The following is a 20,125-nucleotide window of genomic DNA, read 5'->3' as shown; positions in this document are numbered from 1 at the left end:
TCTTGCCTCGACGCATGCCTTTCATTCCGCCGCGCGGGACATCGCGCGATTGCGTTCGTGCCATCGGGCACGTAGCCTGACACAACCAACGAACAAAAAACTCAACCGGAGAGAACGCCATGGCGCGCCTGAAGTTTGGGGCTTTCCTTGCCCCGCATCACCCGATCGGGGAGCATCCGATGCTCCAGTTCCGGCGCGATCTCGACCTGGTCGAGCAGCTCGATGCGCTCGGCTATGACGAGTTCTGGTGCGGCGAGCACCATTCGTCCGGCTGGGAGATGATCGCCTCGCCCGAGATGTTCCTGGCCGCGGCCGGCGAGCGCACCAAGCGGATCAAGCTCGGCACCGGCGTGATCTCGCTGCCCTATCACCATCCCTTCAACGTCGCCCAGCGCATGGTGCAGCTCGACCACATGACCGGTGGCCGCGCCATCTTCGGCTCCGGCCCCGGCGCACTGGCCTCGGACGCACATACGCTCGGCATCGACCCGATGACGCAGCGCGACCGCCAGGACGAGGCGATCGCGATGATCCGCCGCCTCTTCAACGGCGAGCGTGTCACCGCCAGGAGCGACTGGTTCACCATGAACGACGCTGCGCTGCAGCTCCTGCCGTTGCAGGAGGAGATGCCGTTCGTGGTGGCCTCGCAGATCTCGCCGTCAGGCATGACGCTGGCCGGCAAATACGGCATCGGCATCATCTCGCTGGGCTCGATGACGACGCAGGGATTGATGTCGCTGCAACAGCAATGGCAATTCGCCGAGGATGCCGCCAGGAAGCACGGCACGAAAGTCGACCGCGCCGACTGGCGCGTTCTGCTGACCTTCCACATCGCCGAGAGCCGCGAGCAGGCGCGGAGAGAAGCTGGCGCCGGGCTGATGCGCTGGCACAACGAATATAACGTCGGCACGCTACAACGGCCGGGCCTTGAGGCGTTCTCGTCACCGGATGAAGCCGTGGACAAGACCGCCTTCGTCGACGGCGCCGCCTCCACCATCGGCACGCCCGACGATCTCGTCAAAACCATCAAGAACGTGATGGAAGTGTCCGGCGGCGTCGGCGCCATCATCGGCTTCGTGCACGACTGGGCCAATCCGGAAGCCACGCGCCGCAGCTGGGACATGGTGGCGCGCTATGTCGTGCCTGAAATCAACGGCTATATCGATGGCCTGCGCAAGTCGCAGAAATTCGTGATCGAGAACCGCGCGATCTTCGAGCGTGCCGGCCAGGCCGTGATGGCCAAGATCATGGAGAACGAGAAGGCCGCCGAGGCGCTGAAGGTGACCGGCCCCGGCCGCGTCGCGATTCCCGCCGTCAACGCGCCGGATCTGCAGAAGGAGGCGGCGAAGCGGTAGGCACTCGTCGTCCCAGCGAAAGCCGGGACGACGATCTCGCTTGCGGTAATCCGCGCGCCAAACAACCGTCGCATCATCGCACCCGAATTGTGCTATATCCTCCGGGTCAGCCATCCGGAGCAATCGTCATGTCGATGCAGAATATGGCCACGTCGGCGCTTCCGTACACTGCGCCCAAACGCAACGCGCTGACACACATCCCGGGCGACGAGGGCTGGCCGATCATCGGCAAGACGTTTCAGGTGCTGGCCGATCCCAAGGGGCATATCGAGCGAAATGGCGCCAAATACGGTCCGGTCTACCGCACCCATATTTTCGGCGAGACCAACATCGTGCTGCTCGGCCCGGAGGCCAACGAGCTCGTGCTGTTCGACCAGCAAAAGCTGTTTTCGTCGACCCACGGCTGGAACAACGTGCTTGGACTCCTGTTTCCGCGCGGCCTGATGTTGCTCGACTTCGACGAGCACAGGCTGCATCGCAAGGCGCTGTCGGTCGCGTTCAAGTCCGGGCCGATGAAGTCCTATCTGAGCGATCTCGATCGCGGCATCTCCGCGCGCGTCGCGCGATGGAAGTCCAGGCCCGGCGAGATGCGGCTTTATCCGGCAATGAAGCAGCTCACGCTCGATCTCGCCGCGACGTCCTTTCTCGGCGCCGACATCGGACCCGAGGTCGACGAGATCAACCGCGCCTTCGTCGACATGGTGGCGGCTGCGGTCGCCCCGATCCGCCGTCCGCTGCCCGGCACGCAGATGGCGGCCGGCGTGAGGGGGCGCAAGCGCATCATCGCCTATTTCCGCGAGCAGATTCCGCTGCGCCGTGGCAATCACGGCGGCGATGACCTGTTCTCGCATCTCTGCCGCGCCACCCATGAGGATGGCGCGCTGTTGTCCGACCAGGACATCATCGACCACATGAGCTTCCTGATGATGGCTGCGCACGACACGCTGACCTCGTCGCTGACGTCCTTCATCGGCGAGCTCGCCGCCAACCCCGACTGGCAGAGCAGGCTGCGCAACGAAGTTCTCGCGCTCGGGCTCGCGCCGGATGCGCCCAGCAGCTTCGACGCTCTCGAGAAGATGCCGCTGTCGGAAATGGCCTTCAAGGAAGCATTGCGGATCAAGCCGCCGGTGCCCTCGATGCCGCGGCGTGCGATGCGCGATTTCAGCTTCAAGGGTTTTGCGATTCCCGCCGGCACCGCTGTCGGCGTCAATCCGCTCTACACGCACCACATGAAGGATATCTGGCCGGAGCCGGATCGCTTCGATCCCTTGCGCTTCACCGAGGAAGCCCAGCGCAATCGGCATCGCTTCGCCTGGATTCCATTCGGCGGCGGTGCCCATATGTGCCTCGGCCTGCACTTCGCCTACATGCAGGCGAAATGCTTTGCGCGGCACTTCCTGCAGAACATCGAGGTCTCGCTCGATCCTGGCTACAAGCCGGAGTGGCAGATGTGGCCGATCCCGAAGCCGCGGGATGGGTTGAGGGTGCGCATGAAGGCGGTTTAGCCGCCGCTCTCGTAGGGTGGGCAAAGGCGCGCAGCGCCGTGCCCACCATCTTTCACTTGGGAGCAATGGTGGGCACGGCGCGCGAAGAGCGCGCCATTGCCCACCCTACGGCACTGCGCGAAGCGCAATTTCCACGGCGTAACCCACCTCTTTCATCTCCGGGGAAACAACAATGGTGGGTTACGCCAGCGACTGCGCTTCGCGCAGCCGCCGTCTAACCCACCCTACGGCATCTCGTCTCGCCCTGCGGGATGCGCCCGCCCGCGATCACAATTTTGGCACCTTCGGCAACGAAGACTTCCACGGAATCCAGCCCGCTCGTCGCTTCCCGCGATCGCCGCAACCTTGCCCTCGAATGTGCCTGTTTTCCAATGATTTTGATGCCTATGGCGGACACCTAACGATGACGCCACTGCGACATCGGGCGCCGCAACCGTCACTGTTCCTTCTGCCTGGCGACAAGGCAAGCTTTGCTTGCGCATCCGGGATGCGTAACATCGTGGCCTGCCTCTCGATTTTCGGACGAAGATCGCAACCGGGCTGCGCATGGGGAAGCTGATCGAGGAATTCCGCAAGGGCTGGCAGGGCGTTGCGACACCTCCGCTCGGCCTGAGCCTTGCGTTCGCGCTGGCCTGCCTGCTGCTTTCGACCCTGGCGCGCTGGGGGCTCGCGCAAGTGCGCCCCGACGTCTACTTCACGCCATACTTCCCCGCCGTGTTCTTTGCGGCCGCCTTCGGAGGATTCCGGGTCGGCATCGTGACCGCGCTGGTCGGCGGCGTGCTCGGCTTCGTCCTGAATTTCGGCGATGCGTTTGCCGATCGTGCGCGTTTCGTGCTGCTGACGCTCTATTGGGGCGTCTGCGCGCTGACCATCTGGGGCGTCGAGCATTATCGGACGATGCTTGCCGAGCAGCGCCGGATCTCCAGGCGACTGATCGAGGAGGAAGAGTATCGCAAGCTCTTGGTCGACGAGCTGCAGCACCGGCTGAAGAACAAGCTGTCGACGGTGCACGCAGTGATGCACCAGGTGCTGCACGACCAGCCGGAGGTCTGGGCCCGGATCGACCCGCGACTGCGCTCGCTGGCCGCGACCGACGATCTGATTTCGCGGATCGACAAGGGCGGTTGCGACATCCGCGATCTTCTGATCTCCGAGCTCGGCCCGTACGGCCATGTCCGCTTCACCCTCAATGGAGAGCGGCTGTTCCTGCCGCCGAAGCTCGCGGTGACACTGTCATTGATGTTTCACGAGCTCGCCACCAACGCCGGCAAATACGGCGCGTTCTCCTCACCACGCGGATTGTTGCAGGTGTCATGGACCGTCAATGACGACCGTCTGACCATCACCTGGGACGAAACCGAGGGGCCGACCGTTGGCGAAATCTCCACGCCCGGCTTCGGTACCAAGCTGTTGAAGTCGGCGCTGTCCGCCTTCGACGGCAAGAGCGAGATCTCGTATTTGAAGACCGGCCTGCATTGCATCATGCAGTGCAGGATTCCCAAGAGCGAATAACCTGCGCGCACGCCTCGTCCTTCGAGACGACCGCTGCGCGGTCTCCTCAGGATGAGGCTGAATGAGCATCGCCGCGCGCTCAAACAGCTGCCACACGCTCAGTCCTCATCCTGAGGGCCCGCCAAAGGCGGGCGTCTCGAAGGATGCACCGCGGGGAATGCGAAAACCGACCACGCGCTTCGCTCGCGTTTTCGCAAGTGCCGTTGACGTTCTGTTAATGACGATCGACAGCGCGCCTCGCGGCACCACGCTTCTCCCCGAAACACCCCCGTATTTCAGCGGACCCCTTAACCAAACCTAAGAGGGAACTGCGCATGATCGCGCCCATTGCAAAGGCGCGCTGAAACAACAAGATTCATGAATTCTATGAACGACAATGCATATGACGGCGCGAGCGAAGCCGAGCTCGGATTTCTCAAGGAAATCGTTAGAATGCTGCCTGCCGGCCTCACCGTGCAGGACGCGCAGGGCAAGCTTCTGCTGGTTAACGATGTCGCCGCCGCCCAGCTCGGCATGGACGGCAGCCGTCCGTCGCCGGATCTCGCGCAGCGCCGCGAGGCCTGCGAGCGCGCGCTCAGGGCCGGTCATCCTGTTGTCTCCGAAGAAGCGCTTCAAGACGGCGCCGCACGCCAGGTGTTGCTCACCACCCATAGACCGGTCCGCCTCGCCGGCCGCGAGCTCTTGATCTCGGCGTCCGCTGATATCACCGAGCAGAAGAATTTCGAAGACCAGCTGTTTCGCTCGGCCTATTTCGACGAGCTGACCGGACTGCCCTCGCGGCGCGTGATCGAACATCGCGCCAACAGCCTGCTCGGGCGCGATCGCAGCGACGAGCGCTTCGCGCTGGCATTTCTCGATGTCGACAATTTCAAGCATATCAACGACTATTACGGCCACGCCGTCGGCGACGCGCTGCTGGTCGAGCTTTCGAAACGGCTGGCGCGAGACCTGCGCGAGTCCGACATGCTGGCGCGCATCTCCGGCGACGAATTCCTGCTGCTGCTCTCGCCCATCCGGAGCCAGGAGGAAGTCGCCGAATTCATATCAACGACATTGCAGCGGCTGACGGCTCCGTTCTTCATCGACAATTCGGAAGTGTTCGCCTCGACCTCGGTCGGTGTCAGCCTGTATCCCGACCATGGAAGCAGCTTCGAAACGCTGCGCCAGAACGCCGACATCGCGATGTACCGCATCAAGAACAACGGCAAGGGATCCTGCGGCTTTTTCGATACCGGCATGGAGCGCGAGGCGCTGGCGCGGATGAAGATCGAGCAGTCGCTGCGGATGGCCATCCTCGAGAAGCGCTTCTGCTGCGCCTTCCAGTCCAAGGTCGACATCCGCACCCAGGCCGTGAAGGGCATCGAGGCCCTGGTGCGCCTGCGCGACGACGAGGGGGTCATCCAGGCGCCGGGCTCGTTCATCAACCTGGCGGGTGAGCTCGGCCTGATCGATGAGCTCACTCATCTCGTGCTCGCCGAGATCGTCAAGTCGATCGACCTGATCAACGAGACCTTCGGTGCGGAAGCGACCATCAGCATCAACGTCGCCGCCAAGCAGGCCGGCAATCCAGACTTCATGCGCAGCTTTGCACAGGCACTGGATGACACCGGCTTCCCGCAGCGGTTCATGATCGAGGTGACCGAGGACGCCTTCGTCGCCAAGAACCACTTCCAGGCCGAGATCCTGCCGATATTCCGCAAGCTCGGCGTCGGCATCTCCATCGACGATTTCGGCACCGGTTATTCCTCGCTGTCGGCCCTCGCCGACATCACCGCCGACGAGATCAAGATCGACCGCTCCTTCATCACCGACATCCATAAGCGGCCGCGCAGCCAGGGCATTCTGCGCGCGATCGAATCCTTGAGCGAAGCGCTTGGCATGACGGTCATTGCCGAAGGGATCGAATCCTATGAGGAGCTCGCCTATTTGCAGGCCGCGACCAAGATCCGCTACGCGCAGGGCTATTATTTCGCGCGGCCCATCTTCCTGGAGGAGCTGAAGCTCGCCAGCCCCGTCTCCAGCGAATCCCGCGCCAGCGTCTCCGCCCGCCCCATGCAGCAGAACCGCCAGGGCTATTCACGGGCGAGCCGGTATCGGCGATAGGGGCGCGACGGCGCTGCAATCTCCGGTGTCGTCGCCCGGCTCGGCCGGGCGACCCAGTATTCCAGAGACAGTCGTTGTTGAATCGAGAGGCCGCGGCGTACTGGATGCCCCGGACAAGCCGGGGCACGACAGTGGCGGTCGCGGCCCGGGTCCCCAGCCCATTTCCCCCTTTGAAATCGCTGCCCTTTTGGTAATACACAGGCAGACCTCCCGAGGTACGCCATGTCCGGTCCCTCTTCCGTCGTCAGTGATCCCGCCTATATCCGCGCACGCGCCATGGAGACGCTGTTCGAGCGGCTGGAGCATCTGTGCGAGGGCGCCATCGCGATCGATCGCAGCGGGCGCGTGGTCTATGTCAACGAAAAATACGTCACCGCGATCGGCCTCTCGCATGAATCCGAGGCGCTCGGCCGCCCGATCGAAGAGGTGATCCCCAACAGCCTGTTGCGCAGGGTCGTGGAAACGGGCGAGCCGATCATCCTCGACATCATGGAGCTCGGCGGCCAGCAACTCGTCGTGACCCGGATGCCGATCGAGGACGAGAGAGGGAACATCATCGGTGCGATCGGCTTCGTGCTCTATGATCGCCTCGAAGGCCTGAAGCCGCTGCTCGGTCGCGTCGCCCAGCTCGAGAACGACCTGCGGCTGGCGCGGCGGCAATTGTCCCACGCGCGCGCCGCGCGCTTCACCTTCGAGGACTATGTCGGCAGCACCGCAGGCATCGCGCAGGCCAAGACGCTCGCAGCACGCGCCGCGCGCCAAAACGTGACGGTCCTGCTCACGGGCGAGACCGGCACCGGCAAGGAGATGCTGGCGCAGGCGATCCACAATGCGTCCGCACGCGCCGAGAAGCCTTTCGTGAGCGTCAATGTCGCGGCGATCCCGGACACGCTGATCGAATCGGAGTTCTTCGGTACGGCACCGGGCGCCTACACCGGTGCGGACCGCAAGGGCCGCGACGGAAAATTCCGGATCGCCGACGGCGGCACGCTGTTTCTCGACGAGATCGGCGAGATGCCGCTGCAATTGCAGGCCAAGCTGCTGCGCGTTCTGCAGGAGCGCGAGATCGAGCCGCTCGGCTCCGACAAGGTCACCAAGGTCGACGTGCGGGTGATTGCCGCCACCAATGTCGACCTGCACAAGCGGGTCAGCGAGGGGACATTCCGGGCCGATCTCTACTACCGGCTCAACGTGCTCTCGATCGTGCTGCCGCCGCTGCGTCATTGCCTGGAAGACCTGCCGGAGATCTGCGGCCGGCTGCTCGAAGACATCAGCGCATCCGGCGATTATCTCAACGCCAGGATCACGCCGAGCGGTCTGACTGCGCTGGCGCGGTACGGCTGGCCCGGCAATGTCCGCGAGCTGCGCAACATCCTGGAACGCGCGCTGATCCTGAGCGATTCGGGACGCCTCACCAGCGACGATTTCGATCGCATTCTCCCCGTGAATGCGGAGATGATACCGGCGGCACCATCGCGACCGACCGGTCTCGTCCTGCCCTATGCCGAGGCCGAAGCCGAGTTCGAGAAGCACACGCTCGAGCAGGCGCTTGCCGCCAGCAACGGCCAGATCTCGGAAGCCGCCAAGATGCTCCAGATCTCGCGCGCAACCTTCTACAAGAAGCTCGCCAAGTTCGGCCTCGCCTCGGGCGCCACATCCGTCTGAGTTTCGAGACAGAGCGTGTCCGGAGTCTCGGATTCCTGACATGGCGCATTGCACCTTGGCGACGCCGTCCATGCTGAATCTGCTGGATTTTCCGCCCATTTGCGCAAACCTATGGCATCTGGCGCAGAGCTTGCTCTTCGCTTTGCACAATGACGCATGCTGCACATGCGCATTCGCAACCAGGGAGAACGCCAGATGAGTGGAGCGATCGCCGTCAATCAGCTTCAAGCACGACACCCGTCACACGTCACCGTCGCCACCGCCAGCCTGATCGGCACGGCGATCGAGTGGTACGACTTCTTCCTCTATGGCACGGCCGCTGCGCTGATCTTCAACAAGCTGTTCTTTCCGACTTTCGACCCGATGATCGGCACGCTGCTGGCGTTCGCGACCTATGCGCTCGGCTTCATCGCCCGTCCGCTCGGCGGGGTCGTGTTCGGTCATTACGGCGACAAGATCGGCCGCAAGACCATGCTCTATCTCACGCTGTTGATCATGGGCGCGGCGACGGCGGCGATCGGATTCCTGCCGACCTACGACACCGCCGGCATCTGGGCCGCGATCCTGCTCATCACCTGCCGCCTGGTCCAGGGCTTTGGCCTTGGCGGCGAATGGGGCGGCGCGGTGCTGATGGCGGTCGAGCACGCACCGGCGGACAAGAAGGGCTTCTACGGCAGCTGGCCGCAGCTGGGCGCGCCGCTCGGCCTCGTGCTCGGCACGCTGGTGTTCTCGGTGGTCTCGGCGATGCTGACGGACGCGCAGCTCCTGGCCTGGGGCTGGCGCATTCCGTTCCTGTTCTCGATCGCACTGGTGCTGGTCGGCCTCTGGATCCGCTTCACCATCGCGGAATCGCCGGAATTCCAGAAGGTGAAGGACACCAAGCAGGACGTGAAGATGCCGATCCTCGAGGCGATCAGGATGTATCCGAAGAACATCCTGCTGGCGATGGGCGCGCGCTTTGCGGAGAACGGCTTCTTCTACATCTACGCCACCTTCGTGCTCGCCTATGCGACGCAATCGCTCGGCATGCAAAAGCAGGATATGCTGAACGGGGTGCTGATCGCAGCCGCGATCGAGACCTTCACCATTCCGGCCTTCGGTGCGCTGTCCGACAAGGTCGGGCGCCGGCCGGTCTATATTTTCGGCGCGGTGTTCTCGGCGCTGATGTCGTTCCCGCTGTTCATGCTGCTGGCGACCAAGAACCCGCAATATGCATGGATCGCGATCGTGCTCGGCCTCGCCATCGGTCACGCCGCGATGTACGGCCCGCAGGCGAGCTTCCTGTCCGAGCTGTTCGGCACCAAGGTGCGCTACAGCGGCGTCTCGCTCGGCTACAACCTCGCCTCGATCTTCGCCGGCGCGCTGTCACCGCTGATCGCGACGGGGCTTATGACCGCCTATGCGCCCGCGACCTGGCCGATCTCGCTCTACATGATCGGGCTCGCGATCATCACGGTGGTCTCGGTCTATTTCGCCACCGAAACGCGCAAGGCCTGACAGCCCTGAATGAGCCAGCGCTCACGGCACGGGAGCGGCTCGCCGCTCCCGTGATACAGATCAAACCAAGCAAGAAGAGCGGACCATAGGATCCGCAGAAAATACGGGAGGGAACGCGATGAGCCAGCACCCAGCCTTGGCTTACCTGCCCCATTCAGAGAAGGGCAAGATCGTCACGGCGGCTGAAGCCGTCATGCTGATTCGCGACGGCGACACGGTCGCGACCGGCGGCTTCGTCGGCATCGGCTTTGCCGAGGAGATCGCGATCGCGCTGGAGGAGCTCTATCTGGCGAATGAGGGCGATGCGCCCTACACGCAAGGCAAGCCGCGCAACCTCACGCTGGTCTATGCCGCGGGTCAGGGCGACGGCAAGCACCGCGGCCTCAACCATTTTGCCCATGAGGGCCTGGTCCGCCGCGTCATCGGCGGACACTGGGGCCTTGCCCCGAAATTGCAGCAGCTCGCGATCGCGAACCAGATCGAAGCCTATAATCTGCCGCAGGGTGTGATCACGCATCTGTTCCGCGACATCGCCGCGCACCGTCCGGCTCACGTCACCCGCGTCGGCATCGGCACCTTCGTCGATCCGCGCAACGGCGGCGGCAAGCTGAATCCGCGCACCACCGAGGACATGGTGGAGCTGATCAATCTGCGCGGCGAAGAGTGCCTGCTGTATCGGACGTTCCCGATCAATGTCGGGATCATCCGCGCCACCACGGGCGATCCCGACGGCAACCTCACCATGGAGAAAGAGGCGCTGACGCTGGAAGCGCTGGCGATTGCCATGGCCGCGCACAATTCCGGCGGCATCGTCATCGCCCAGGTCGAGCGTGTCGCCGAGAGCGGCAGTCTCAATCCGCGACAGGTCAAGATCCCCGGCGTGCTGGTCGATTGCGTCGTCGTGGCCAAGCCCGAGCATCACTGGCAGACGTTTGGCACGCCATATAATCCGGCCTATTCCAGCGAGATCAAAGTGCGGACGACATCGCTGCCTGAAATGCCCTTGAGCGAGCGCAAGATCATCGCCCGCCGCGCCGCCTTCGAGCTGAAGGCCAACAGCGTCGTCAATCTCGGCATCGGCATGCCCGAGGGAATCGCCGCCGTCGCCAATGAAGAGCGCATCATCGACCTGATCACGCTGACTGCGGAGCCCGGCGTGATCGGCGGCATCCCCGCAAGCGGCATCGATTTCGGCGCGGCGATCAATACCCAGGCGGTGATCGACCAGCCCTATCAGTTCGACTTCTATGACGGCGGCGGGCTGGACGCCGCCTTCCTCGGGCTTGCGCAGGTCGATCGTACCGGCAATCTCAATGTCAGCAAGTTCGGGCCGAAGCTGGCCGGTGCCGGCGGCTTCATCAACATCAGCCAGAATGCCAAGGAGGTCGTGTTCGTCGGCACCTTTGCCGCCGGCCGGCAACGCATCGCCGTCAACGACGGCAAGCTCGCCATCGTGGAGGAGGCGAAGTCGCGCAAGTTCGTCGACAAGGTCGAGCATGTGACCTTCAGCGGCCGCTTTGCCGCGGCGCGCGGGCAACCTGTGCTCTATGTCACCGAGCGCTGCGTTTTCGCGCTGCGGCCCGACGGGCTCGAGCTCACCGAAGTCGCGCCTGGCATCGATATCGACCGCGACATCCTGCGCCTGATGGATTTCAAGCCGCTGATCCCGCGCGAGCCGAGCCCGATGGATGCCCGCATCTTCCGCGACGGTCCCATGGATCTGCGCGAGCGGCTGCTGACCATTCCGCTCGACCAGCGTTTTGCGCTGGACGAGCAGCAGAACCTGTTCTTCATCAACCTGGAGCGCTATCCCTTGCGCAGCAAGGCCGATATCGACGCGATCGCGCGCATTGTCGAGGCCAGGCTCGCCCCGCTCGGCCGCAAGGTTTACGCCATCGTAAATTATGACAACTTCTCGATCCTGCCGGAGCTGCTGGACGATTACTCGGCCATGGTGCGCAGCCTGGTCGACCGCTTCTATATCGGCGTGTCGCGCTACACGACGTCGGGTTTCCTGCGCATCAAGCTCGGCGAAGCGCTGGAGCGGCGCGGTGTCGCGCCGCACATCTTCGAGAGCGCCGAAGAGGCGCGGTCGGACTGGCAGACCGAGGCCGGCAGTGCGCGGCTCGCGGCGCGGCGGCGTTAAAAAATCATGCAGAGCTTGCGAGCAGCCGCCTCAGCCGTAAGGTCGAATTGCAATGTCCGTCAGGCTGTGCAAATCGCTATTGCCCAACAAATCAAGTCAGGAGGGACCATCGTGCGTCGATCACACATCATAACAACAACCGTTCTCGCCCTCGCTGCGGCGACTGCCGCGCACGCCGACGATCTCAAGGTCGCACTGATCTACGGCAAGACCGGCCCGCTCGAAGCCTATGCCAAGCAGACCGAGACCGGCCTGCAGATGGGTTTTGAATACGCCACCAAGGGCACCATGACGCTCGACGGCCGCAAGATCGTCATCATCACCAAGGACGACCAGGGCAAGCCGGACCTTGCCAAGGCAGCGCTCGCCGAAGCCTATCAGGATGACAAGGCGGATATCGCCATCGGCACCACCTCCTCGGCCGCCGCGCTCGCCATTCTCCCCGTTGCGGAAGAGAACAAGAAGATCCTGATCGTCGAGCCGGCGGTCGCGGACCAGATTACCGGCGAGAAATGGAATCGCTACATTTTCCGGACCGCGCGCAATTCATCGCAGGACGCGATCTCGAACGCGGTCGCGATCGGCAAGCAGGGCGTGACCGTGGCCACGCTGGCGCAGGACTACGCCTTCGGCCGCGACGGCGTCGCCGCCTTCAAGGAGGCCCTCGCCAAGACCGGCGCGACGCTCGCCGCGGAAGAGTACGCGCCAACCAGCACCACCGACTTCACCGCGGTCGGCCAGCGCCTGTTCGATGCCCTGAAGGACAAGCCGGGCCGCAAGGTGATCTGGGTGATCTGGGCCGGCGCCGGCAATCCGCTTGCAAAACTCCAGGACATGGATCCGAAGCGCTACGGCATCGAACTCTCGACCGGCGGCAATATCCTGCCGGCGCTCGCCGCCTACAAGAGCCTGCCCGGCATGGAAGGCGCGACCTATTATTACTACGACATCCCGAAGAATCCGGTGAATGACTGGTTCGTTGCCGAGCACCAGAAGCGCTTCAACGCGCCGCCGGATTTCTTCACCGCAGGCGGCTTTGCCGCCGCCATGTCCGTCGTGACCGCCGTCACCAAGGCGAAGTCGACCGACACCGAGAAGCTGATCACGGCGATGGAAGGCATGGAGTTCGACACGCCGAAGGGCAAGATGGTGTTCCGCAAGGAGGACCATCAGGCGCTGCAGAGCATGTATCACTTCAAGGTCAAGGTCGATCCGAACGTCGCCTGGGCCGTGCTCGAGCCGGTGCGCGAGCTGAAGATCGAGGACATGGACGTTCCGATCAAGAACAAGCGGTGAGTTTTCTTCCTTCACCTCTCCCGCGTGCGGGAGAGGTCGGGAGAGGGCCCTAACCTCTTGGGGGTTCTCGCCCAGAGGAGATACCCTCTCCCCGACCCTCCCCCGCAAGTGGGGGAGGGAGCGCAGCGAGATCGTGGAATTATTGCTCTCTCATCATTTGCCAGACCAATGCCCCTCTCCCTCGAAACCCGTGACCTCACCATCCGCTTCGGCGGGCATGTCGCGGTCAACAATGTCAGCTGCACGTTCCGCCCGGGCGAGCTCACCGCCATTGTCGGGCCGAACGGCGCCGGCAAGACCACCTATTTCAATCTGATCTCCGGCCAGCTGCGCGCATCCAGCGGCAGCATCCTGTTCGACGGCGCCGACATCACCCAGCATTCCGCGCCGCTGCGCACCCGCGCAGGTCTCGGGCGCGCGTTTCAGCTCACAAATCTCTTCCCGAATCTGACGGTGGAAGAAAACGTCCGCCTCGCGGTGCAGGCGGCGAGCGGCACCCATTACGACATGCTGCGGCCTTGGATGGTCCGCCGTGATTTGATCGCGCGTGCCGATGCCATCCTCGACCAGGTCGCGCTCGGCAACCGCCGCAGCGTCGCCGCGACCGCGCTGTCGCATGGCGACCAGCGCAAGCTCGAAGTTGCGCTGATGATCGCGCTGGAACCAAAAGTGTTCATGTTCGACGAGCCGACCGCCGGCATGAGCATCGACGAGGTGCCTGTCGTGCTGAACCTGATCGCTCAGCTCAAGCAGGACAAGAGCAAGATCATCCTCCTTGTCGAGCACAAGATGGACGTGGTGCGCTCGCTCGCCGACCGTATCATCGTGCTGCACAACGGCCAGCTCGTCGCCGACGGCGTGCCTGCCGAGGTGATCGCCTCGCCGATCGTGCAGGAAGCCTATCTCGGCGTAGCCCCCAGGAAGGTTGCAGGGGGCGCCGCATGACCGACCTGGTCAAACTTTCCGGCGTGCACACCCATATCGGCCGCTACCATATCCTCCAGGGCATCGATCTCGCCGTCCCGCAGGGGCAGGTCACGATGCTGCTCGGCCGCAACGGCGCCGGCAAGACCACGACGCTGCGCACCATCATGGGCCTGTGGCAGGCCTCTTCAGGAGAGATTACGCTCGGCGGGATGCGCATCGAGAGCCTCGCCACGCCCGACATTGCGCGGCTGGGCGTCGGCTACGTGCCCGAGAGCATGGCCGTGTTCTCCGATCTGACGGTGAAGGAAAATCTCGTTCTCGCGGCGCGCGATGCGGCGATGGACGACAGACAGCTGGAATGGATCTTTGGCTTCTTCCCGGCGCTGCGCCGGTTCTGGCTGTCGCGCGCCGGAAGTCTCTCCGGCGGGCAAAAGCAGATGCTGTCGATTGCGCGCGCCATCATCGAGCCGCGCAAGCTGCTGCTGATCGATGAGCCGACCAAGGGCCTGGCGCCGGCTATCGTGATCGCGCTGATCGAGTGTCTGAAGGAGATCAAGCGCAAGGGCGCGACCATTCTCCTGGTCGAACAGAATTTCTTTGCAGCGCGCGAGCTCGGCGACAGCGTGCTGGTGATGGACAACGGCACCATCGTCCATCGCGGCGAGATGGCGGCGCTGGCCGCCGACGTGCCGCTGCAGGAACGGTTGCTCGGCCTGAGCCTGGAGGCACATCAGTGACTGAACTCGCTGCATCAGATCCGCTGCCGAAGCCGAAGCGCGACCTCGCGCCGATCCTGCTACCGGTCGCGCTCGCGCTAGCCATGATCCCTCTGGTCGGCTCGCCCTCGACCTGGCTGACGCTGACGGCGGCGAGCCTCGCCATGGGTATGATGATCTTCATCATGGCCTCGGGGCTGACGCTGGTGTTCGGGCTGATGGACGTGCTCAATTTCGGCCATGGCGCCTTCATCGCGGTCGGCGCTTATGTCGCAACGCTGGTCTTTGCGCCATTTGCGGCCTCGGTGCAGACGGATTCGCTCTGGGTAAACCTCGCCGTGCTGGCGCCAGCGGCGCTGCTGTCGATGGCGGTCTCCGGCGCGCTCGGCCTCGTTGTCGAACGCGTGCTGATCCTGCCCGTCTATGGCCAGCACCTGAAGCAGATCCTGATGACAACAGGCGGGCTGATCGTCGCCGAGCAGACGCTGTATGCGCTATGGGGGCCGCAGATCATTCCGATGCCGCTGCCGGCCTCGCTGCGCGGCTCCTTCATCCTTGGTGACGTCGCGATCGCGAAATACCGCGTATTGGCCATGCTGATTGGCCTGGCCGTCTTCGTCGCCATCCAGCTGGTGCTCAACCGCACCAAGCTTGGCCTGTTGATCCGCGCCGGCGTCGAGAATCGCGAGATGGTCGAGGCGCTCGGCTATCGCATCCGCCGGCTGTTCCTGGGCGTGTTCATGACAGGATCGGCGCTGGCCGGCCTCGGCGGCGTGATGTGGGCGCTCTATCGCGAGCAGGTCCATGCCTCCATGAGCGACGAGCTCACCGTCCTGATCTTCGTCGTCGTCATCATCGGCGGCCTCGGCTCGATCGGCGGCTGCTTCATCGGCGCGATCCTGGTGGCCATGGTCGCCAATTACGGCGGCTTCCTGGTGCCGAAGCTCGCCCTCGTCTCCAACATCCTGCTGATGGTCGCCGTTCTGATGTGGCGCCCGCGCGGCCTCTATGCGGTGACCAGCCGATGATGCTTCTCTCAGGCGATCCGCCGCGCAGCCGCGTGCTCACGCTCATTCTCGTCGTCATCATCCTGGCGCTGGCGGCAACGCCGTTTCTGTTTCCGGGAGCAAAGGCGCTGAACGTCGCGGCCAAGATCTGCGTCTTTGCCGCGCTGGTCGCGTCCTATGACCTGCTGCTCGGCTACACCGGCACGGTGTCGTTCGCGCACACCATGTTCTACGGCATCGGCAGCTACGCGATCGCGATCGCGCTGTATGGCATGGGTGCGAACTGGGCCGCGGTCGCCACCGGCATTGTCATCGGCCTGCCGCTGGCCGCACTGCTTGCGCTTGCGATCGGCCTGTTCTCGTTGCGGGTGGCCGCGATCTTCTTTGCGATGATCACGCTCGCCGTCGCCTCCGCTTTCCAGGTCCTGGCCTCGCAATTGTCATGGCTCACCGGCGGTGAGGACGGGCGCAGCTTCCAGCTGCCGGAGCTGCTGCGCCCCGGCACGGTGCTGATCTCCAAAAACCTGTTCGGCTTCGAGGTCAACGGCCGCATCCTGACCTTCTATCTGGTGTTCGCGATCTCGGCCCTGATGATCCTGGCCCTGCTGCGCGTGGTGAACTCGCCGTTCGGCCGCGTGCTGCAGGCGATCCGCGAGAACCGCTTTCGCGCCGAGGCGCTCGGTTTCCGCACCGTATTCCATCTGACCTACGCCAACTGCCTCGCGGCCCTGGTCGCCGCCAGCGCCGGCATCCTGAACGCGCTGTGGCTGCGTTATGCCGGGCCGGACACCTCGCTCAGTTTCTCCATCATGCTGGACATTCTCCTGATGGTGGTGATCGGCGGCATGGGCACGATCTACGGCGCGATCATCGGCGCCACGATCTTCATCCTTGCCCAGAATTATCTGCAATCGCTGATGGGCGTCGCCTCCAAAGCCGCGAGCGAAGCCGGCCTGCCATTGCTGCCGGGGCTGCTGCATCCCGACCGCTGGCTGCTCTGGCTCGGGTTGCTCTTCATTGCCAGCGTGTATTTCTTCCCGACCGGCGTGGTCGGGCGGCTACGTCACAGCCGTGGCGACAAGAGTGCTGGCACGTCGCATTAGGCTTCGATTAACGATGCAGCGCAGCGTCCCTCGCAGGCGTTGCGCGACCGCGACGCAATGCCAAGCGGTTCCCGCTTTGCTTTATATCCCTAGAAGTCCCGCAACCGATTTAAGCCATGAGTAACCGGCTTTCCTAAGCATTGCGCCATCTGTCGGTAGTATTTCTGTTCCTGCAGGGGGTGGGATGCGCCAGGTTTTTCAACAGATGGCAGCTGCTATGGTCCGGGCCGCGAAGGGCGGCTGGGACGCCGCCATGCGTCGTGGGCCGGTGCTGTGGCTGACCCTCTCGGGGATGTTGCTGGTCGTCGGCATTTTCGGCGCAACAGCCATGGCGGTCGGCGAGTTTCGCGAGCGCACGCTGGCCAACCGCGAGCGCGAGCTGGAAAACACCGCTCAGCTGATTGCACGTCACTTCGATCAGCAGTTTGAAGATTCGGACGTCGTCGCAGCCGATTTGATCAGGCAGATGAATCTGCCCGAGATCACCTCGCCGCAGATGTTCCGCGAGCGCATGTCCGGCCCCGAAGCGAACAGGATGCTGAGAGGCAAGATCAGCCCCGTCTCCTATCTCGGCGACATCGCCATCTACGACGCCGACGGTGAGATCATCGCCTGGTCACGCGCGGAACCGCTGCCCAAGATCAACATCTCCTCGCGCGCTTATTTCCAGACCTTCAAGACCAACCCGATGTCGGAGCCGGTGCTGCTGGAATCCGTGCGCAGCTTTCTCATCGGCAAATGGACCACGATCGTCGCGCGCCGGCTGAGCCTGCCGGACGGCACCTTCGTCGGCGCGATGGTCCGGCGGATCGATCCCGACAGCTATCAGCGTTACTTCGCTTCGGTCGCGCTCGCCGAAGGCGCCGCCATCACGTTGTTCGACCGCGAAGGTGTCATGCTGGCGCGCTACCCGCACGTCGAATCGATGATCGGCACCAGCTACAAGGGCGGACCGCTGATGCAGACGGTTTTGGCCCGCGGAGGTCAGCACACGCTTCGTGTCAAGAGCCCGGTCGACGGCACGGAGAAGCTCGGCTCGGCGGTTGCGCTGACCCATTTCCCGCTGGTCATCGTGGCGACCAACACCACGTCGGCCGCACTGGCCGACTGGCGGCAACAAACCGGCTTCATGGTCACCACCGCGACGGTGTCGGCGGCGGTGATCGCGCTGATTCTCTTCCTGATCATCCGCCAGATCGTCAGGCAGAACCACGAGGCGCAGCAGCGGCTGGAGGCGGAACGGCTGCGGCTGGACACCGCCCTCAACAACATGTCCCAGGCGCTGATCCTGTACGACGCCGACGGCTATATCGTCACCTGTAATCGCCGCTACGCCGACATGTTCGGCCTTTCGCACGACGTCATCAAGCCGGGCTGCCATGTCCTCGAAGCGATGCGCCACCGCAAGGAGCGCGGCGCGTTCGACGGCGATGTGGATGAATTCTACGCCGAGGTCATGAGAGTCGTCGCCGAAGGCACCGTCTCCACCCAAACTCATCAACTTCCCAATGGCCGGACCTTCCAGGTCATCAACACCCCGATCGCACAGGGTGGCGTCGCCACCATCGAGGAGATCACCGAGCGGCGCAATCTGGAGCAGGAGCGCGACCGCAACTACACGTTCCTCCGCGAGATCATCGACCACATTCCCTCGCAGATCACGGTGAAGGACGCTCACACGCGGCGCTACCTTCTGGTCAACCGGATTGCCGAGGATATTTTTGGGGAAGGCGGCAAGACGATCGTCGGCAAGACCGCGGCCGATATCCTGCCGGAAGCGGACGCCGACATCGTCACGCGCGACGATGATGCGGTGCTGCAGGCGCCGGACCGGCTGCTGCAGAAGGAGCAGAGCTGGAAGACCCCGACCGAAGGCCAGCGCCATACCATTTCAAAGCGCATCGGCATCTGCGACAAGGCCGGAGATCCCCGCTACATCATCAATGTCATCGAGGACGTCACCGAGCAGCGCAGTACCGCCGAGAAGATCGCGCATATGGCGCATTACGACGCGCTGACCGACCTGCCCAACCGCGCGCTGTTCCGCGAGCAGATCGAGCGCGAGCTGGAGAAGGTCGCAGACGGCGAGCAGTTCGCGCTGCTCTATATCGACGTCGACGAATTCAAGGGCATCAACGATTCGCTCGGCCATCACGTCGGCGACGAGCTGCTGAAGGCGATTGCGACCCGCCTGCGCGGCTGTCTCGAGCAGGGCGATCTGATCGCGCGGCTCGGCGGCGACGAATTCGCCGTGATCCAGGCCGGGATTCAGTCCCCCACGGACGTGCTCTCCTTCGTGACGAGGATCTACCAGGCGATCCGCCAACCGTATCAATGCCTGGGCCACCAGCTCTCGACCGACGCCAGCATCGGCATCGCATTGGCGCCGCAGGACGGCACCGATCTCGATCAGCTCATCAAGAGTGCCGACCTCGCCATGTACGGCGCCAAGGCGGAGGGACGGCGCACCTACCGCTTCTTCGTGCCGGAGATGGACGCGAGCGCCAAGGCCCGCCTCACCATGGAGCAGGATCTGCGCCAGGCGCTGGTCAATGGCGGCTTCGAGATCCACTACCAGCCGCTGGTCAATCTGCATTCGGGCGAGGTCTCCGGCTGCGAGGCGCTGCTGCGCTGGCGCCATCCCGAACGCGGCATGGTCTCGCCGGCCGAGTTCATTCCGATCGCCGAGGACACCGGCCTGATCAACGAGCTGGGCGACTGGGTGCTGCGCACGGCCTGCAACGAGGCCGCGACCTGGCCGGGCCATGTCCGCCTCGCGGTCAACGTCTCTCCCGTGCAGCTCAAATGCGGCACGCTGGCTCTCCGGATCGCCGGCGCTCTCGATGCGTCCGGGCTTGATCCGCGGCGGCTCGAGCTCGAGATTACCGAGGCCGTGCTGATCCGCGACGACGAGGCGGCGCTCGCGATCCTGCACCAGCTCCGCTCGATCGGCGTGCGCATCGCGCTCGACGATTTCGGCACGGGTTATTCGTCGCTGAGCTATTTGAAGCGGTTCCCGTTCGACAAGATCAAGATCGACCGCTGCTTCGTCGCCGACATCGCTGACGCCGACGGCGCGCCCGTGATCGTGCAGGCGGTGGTGAACATCGCCTCCGCCAGCAACATGACCACGGTTGCCGAAGGCGTCGAGACCGAGGCCCAGCGCGAGATGCTGCGTGCTCTCGGCTGCACCGAGATGCAGGGCTATTTGTTCAGCAGACCGAGACCGGCCGCCGAGGTGCGTGAGCTGTTCGGCCCAGGCGGTGCCGTTCCCGTGGCAGCGGTGGCCTGAG

General features: G+C 63.9%; 13 protein-coding genes. All 13 read left to right on the top strand.

Translation table 11 applies throughout. The features are described from left to right. Positions 1-119 precede the first annotated feature (119 nt). The gene (locus HYH07_RS21005; RefSeq protein WP_220004277.1) at positions 120-1,355 is read left to right on the top strand and encodes an LLM class flavin-dependent oxidoreductase; all 1,236 of its coding nucleotides are present in this window, start codon (positions 120-122) and stop codon (positions 1,353-1,355) included. Between the two features lie 128 nt (positions 1,356-1,483). Then, positions 1,484-2,860, top strand: coding sequence for a cytochrome P450 (locus HYH07_RS21000; protein ID WP_220004276.1), 1,377 nt, complete (start codon positions 1,484-1,486; stop codon positions 2,858-2,860). A gap of 546 nt (positions 2,861-3,406) precedes the next feature. Beyond that, positions 3,407-4,372 carry a sensor histidine kinase gene (locus HYH07_RS20995; RefSeq protein WP_057753908.1) on the top strand — a complete coding sequence of 322 codons (966 nt, stop codon included), beginning with the start codon at positions 3,407-3,409 and terminating at the stop codon, positions 4,370-4,372. 366 nt (positions 4,373-4,738) lie between these two features. Further along, positions 4,739-6,475: a bifunctional diguanylate cyclase/phosphodiesterase gene (locus HYH07_RS20990; protein WP_220004275.1), complete on the top strand. Its 1,737-nt coding sequence runs from the start codon at positions 4,739-4,741 to the stop codon at positions 6,473-6,475. A gap of 222 nt (positions 6,476-6,697) precedes the next feature. After that, positions 6,698-8,140 carry a sigma-54-dependent Fis family transcriptional regulator gene (locus tag HYH07_RS20985; RefSeq protein ID WP_220004274.1) on the top strand — a complete coding sequence of 481 codons (1,443 nt, stop codon included), beginning with the start codon at positions 6,698-6,700 and terminating at the stop codon, positions 8,138-8,140. Positions 8,141-8,335: 195 nt separating this feature from the next. Beyond that, positions 8,336-9,637 carry an MFS transporter gene (locus tag HYH07_RS20980; protein WP_228749675.1) on the top strand — a complete coding sequence of 434 codons (1,302 nt, stop codon included), beginning with the start codon at positions 8,336-8,338 and terminating at the stop codon, positions 9,635-9,637. Positions 9,638-9,755: 118 nt separating this feature from the next. Continuing rightward, positions 9,756-11,783: an acyl CoA:acetate/3-ketoacid CoA transferase gene (locus tag HYH07_RS20975; protein ID WP_220004272.1), complete on the top strand. Its 2,028-nt coding sequence runs from the start codon at positions 9,756-9,758 to the stop codon at positions 11,781-11,783. A gap of 111 nt (positions 11,784-11,894) precedes the next feature. Next, a complete protein-coding gene (locus HYH07_RS20970) occupies positions 11,895-13,079 on the top strand; it encodes a substrate-binding domain-containing protein (protein ID WP_220004271.1) in 1,185 nt (394 codons plus the stop codon). A 168-nt stretch (positions 13,080-13,247) separates the two neighbouring features. Continuing rightward, a complete protein-coding gene (locus HYH07_RS20965) occupies positions 13,248-14,024 on the top strand; it encodes an ABC transporter ATP-binding protein (protein WP_220004270.1) in 777 nt (258 codons plus the stop codon). Further along, a complete protein-coding gene (locus tag HYH07_RS20960; RefSeq protein WP_220004269.1) occupies positions 14,021-14,743 on the top strand; it encodes an ABC transporter ATP-binding protein in 723 nt (240 codons plus the stop codon). The genes HYH07_RS20965 and HYH07_RS20960 overlap by 4 nt, the downstream gene beginning before the upstream one ends. Next, on the top strand, positions 14,740-15,750 hold the full coding sequence (locus HYH07_RS20955) for a branched-chain amino acid ABC transporter permease (RefSeq protein ID WP_220004268.1): 1,011 nt from the start codon (positions 14,740-14,742) through the stop codon (positions 15,748-15,750). Before HYH07_RS20960 ends, HYH07_RS20955 begins: the two co-directional genes overlap by 4 nt. Next, positions 15,747-16,832 (top strand): branched-chain amino acid ABC transporter permease, encoded by a 1,086-nt coding sequence (locus HYH07_RS20950; protein WP_220004267.1) that lies wholly within the window; start codon positions 15,747-15,749, stop codon positions 16,830-16,832. The genes HYH07_RS20955 and HYH07_RS20950 overlap by 4 nt, the downstream gene beginning before the upstream one ends. Before the next feature lie 184 nt (positions 16,833-17,016). Further along, entirely contained in the window at positions 17,017-20,124 is a 3,108-nt protein-coding gene (locus HYH07_RS20945) for an EAL domain-containing protein (protein WP_220004266.1), read from the top strand. Position 20,125: the final 1 nt, after the last annotated feature.

The organism is Bradyrhizobium sp. BR 10261 (assembly GCF_019455395.1).
In the GTDB taxonomy this organism is placed as follows: domain Bacteria; phylum Pseudomonadota; class Alphaproteobacteria; order Rhizobiales; family Xanthobacteraceae; genus Bradyrhizobium; species Bradyrhizobium manausense.
The sequence above is the reverse complement of the archived record's forward strand: the minus strand, read 5'-3'. Positions and strand labels throughout refer to the sequence as shown.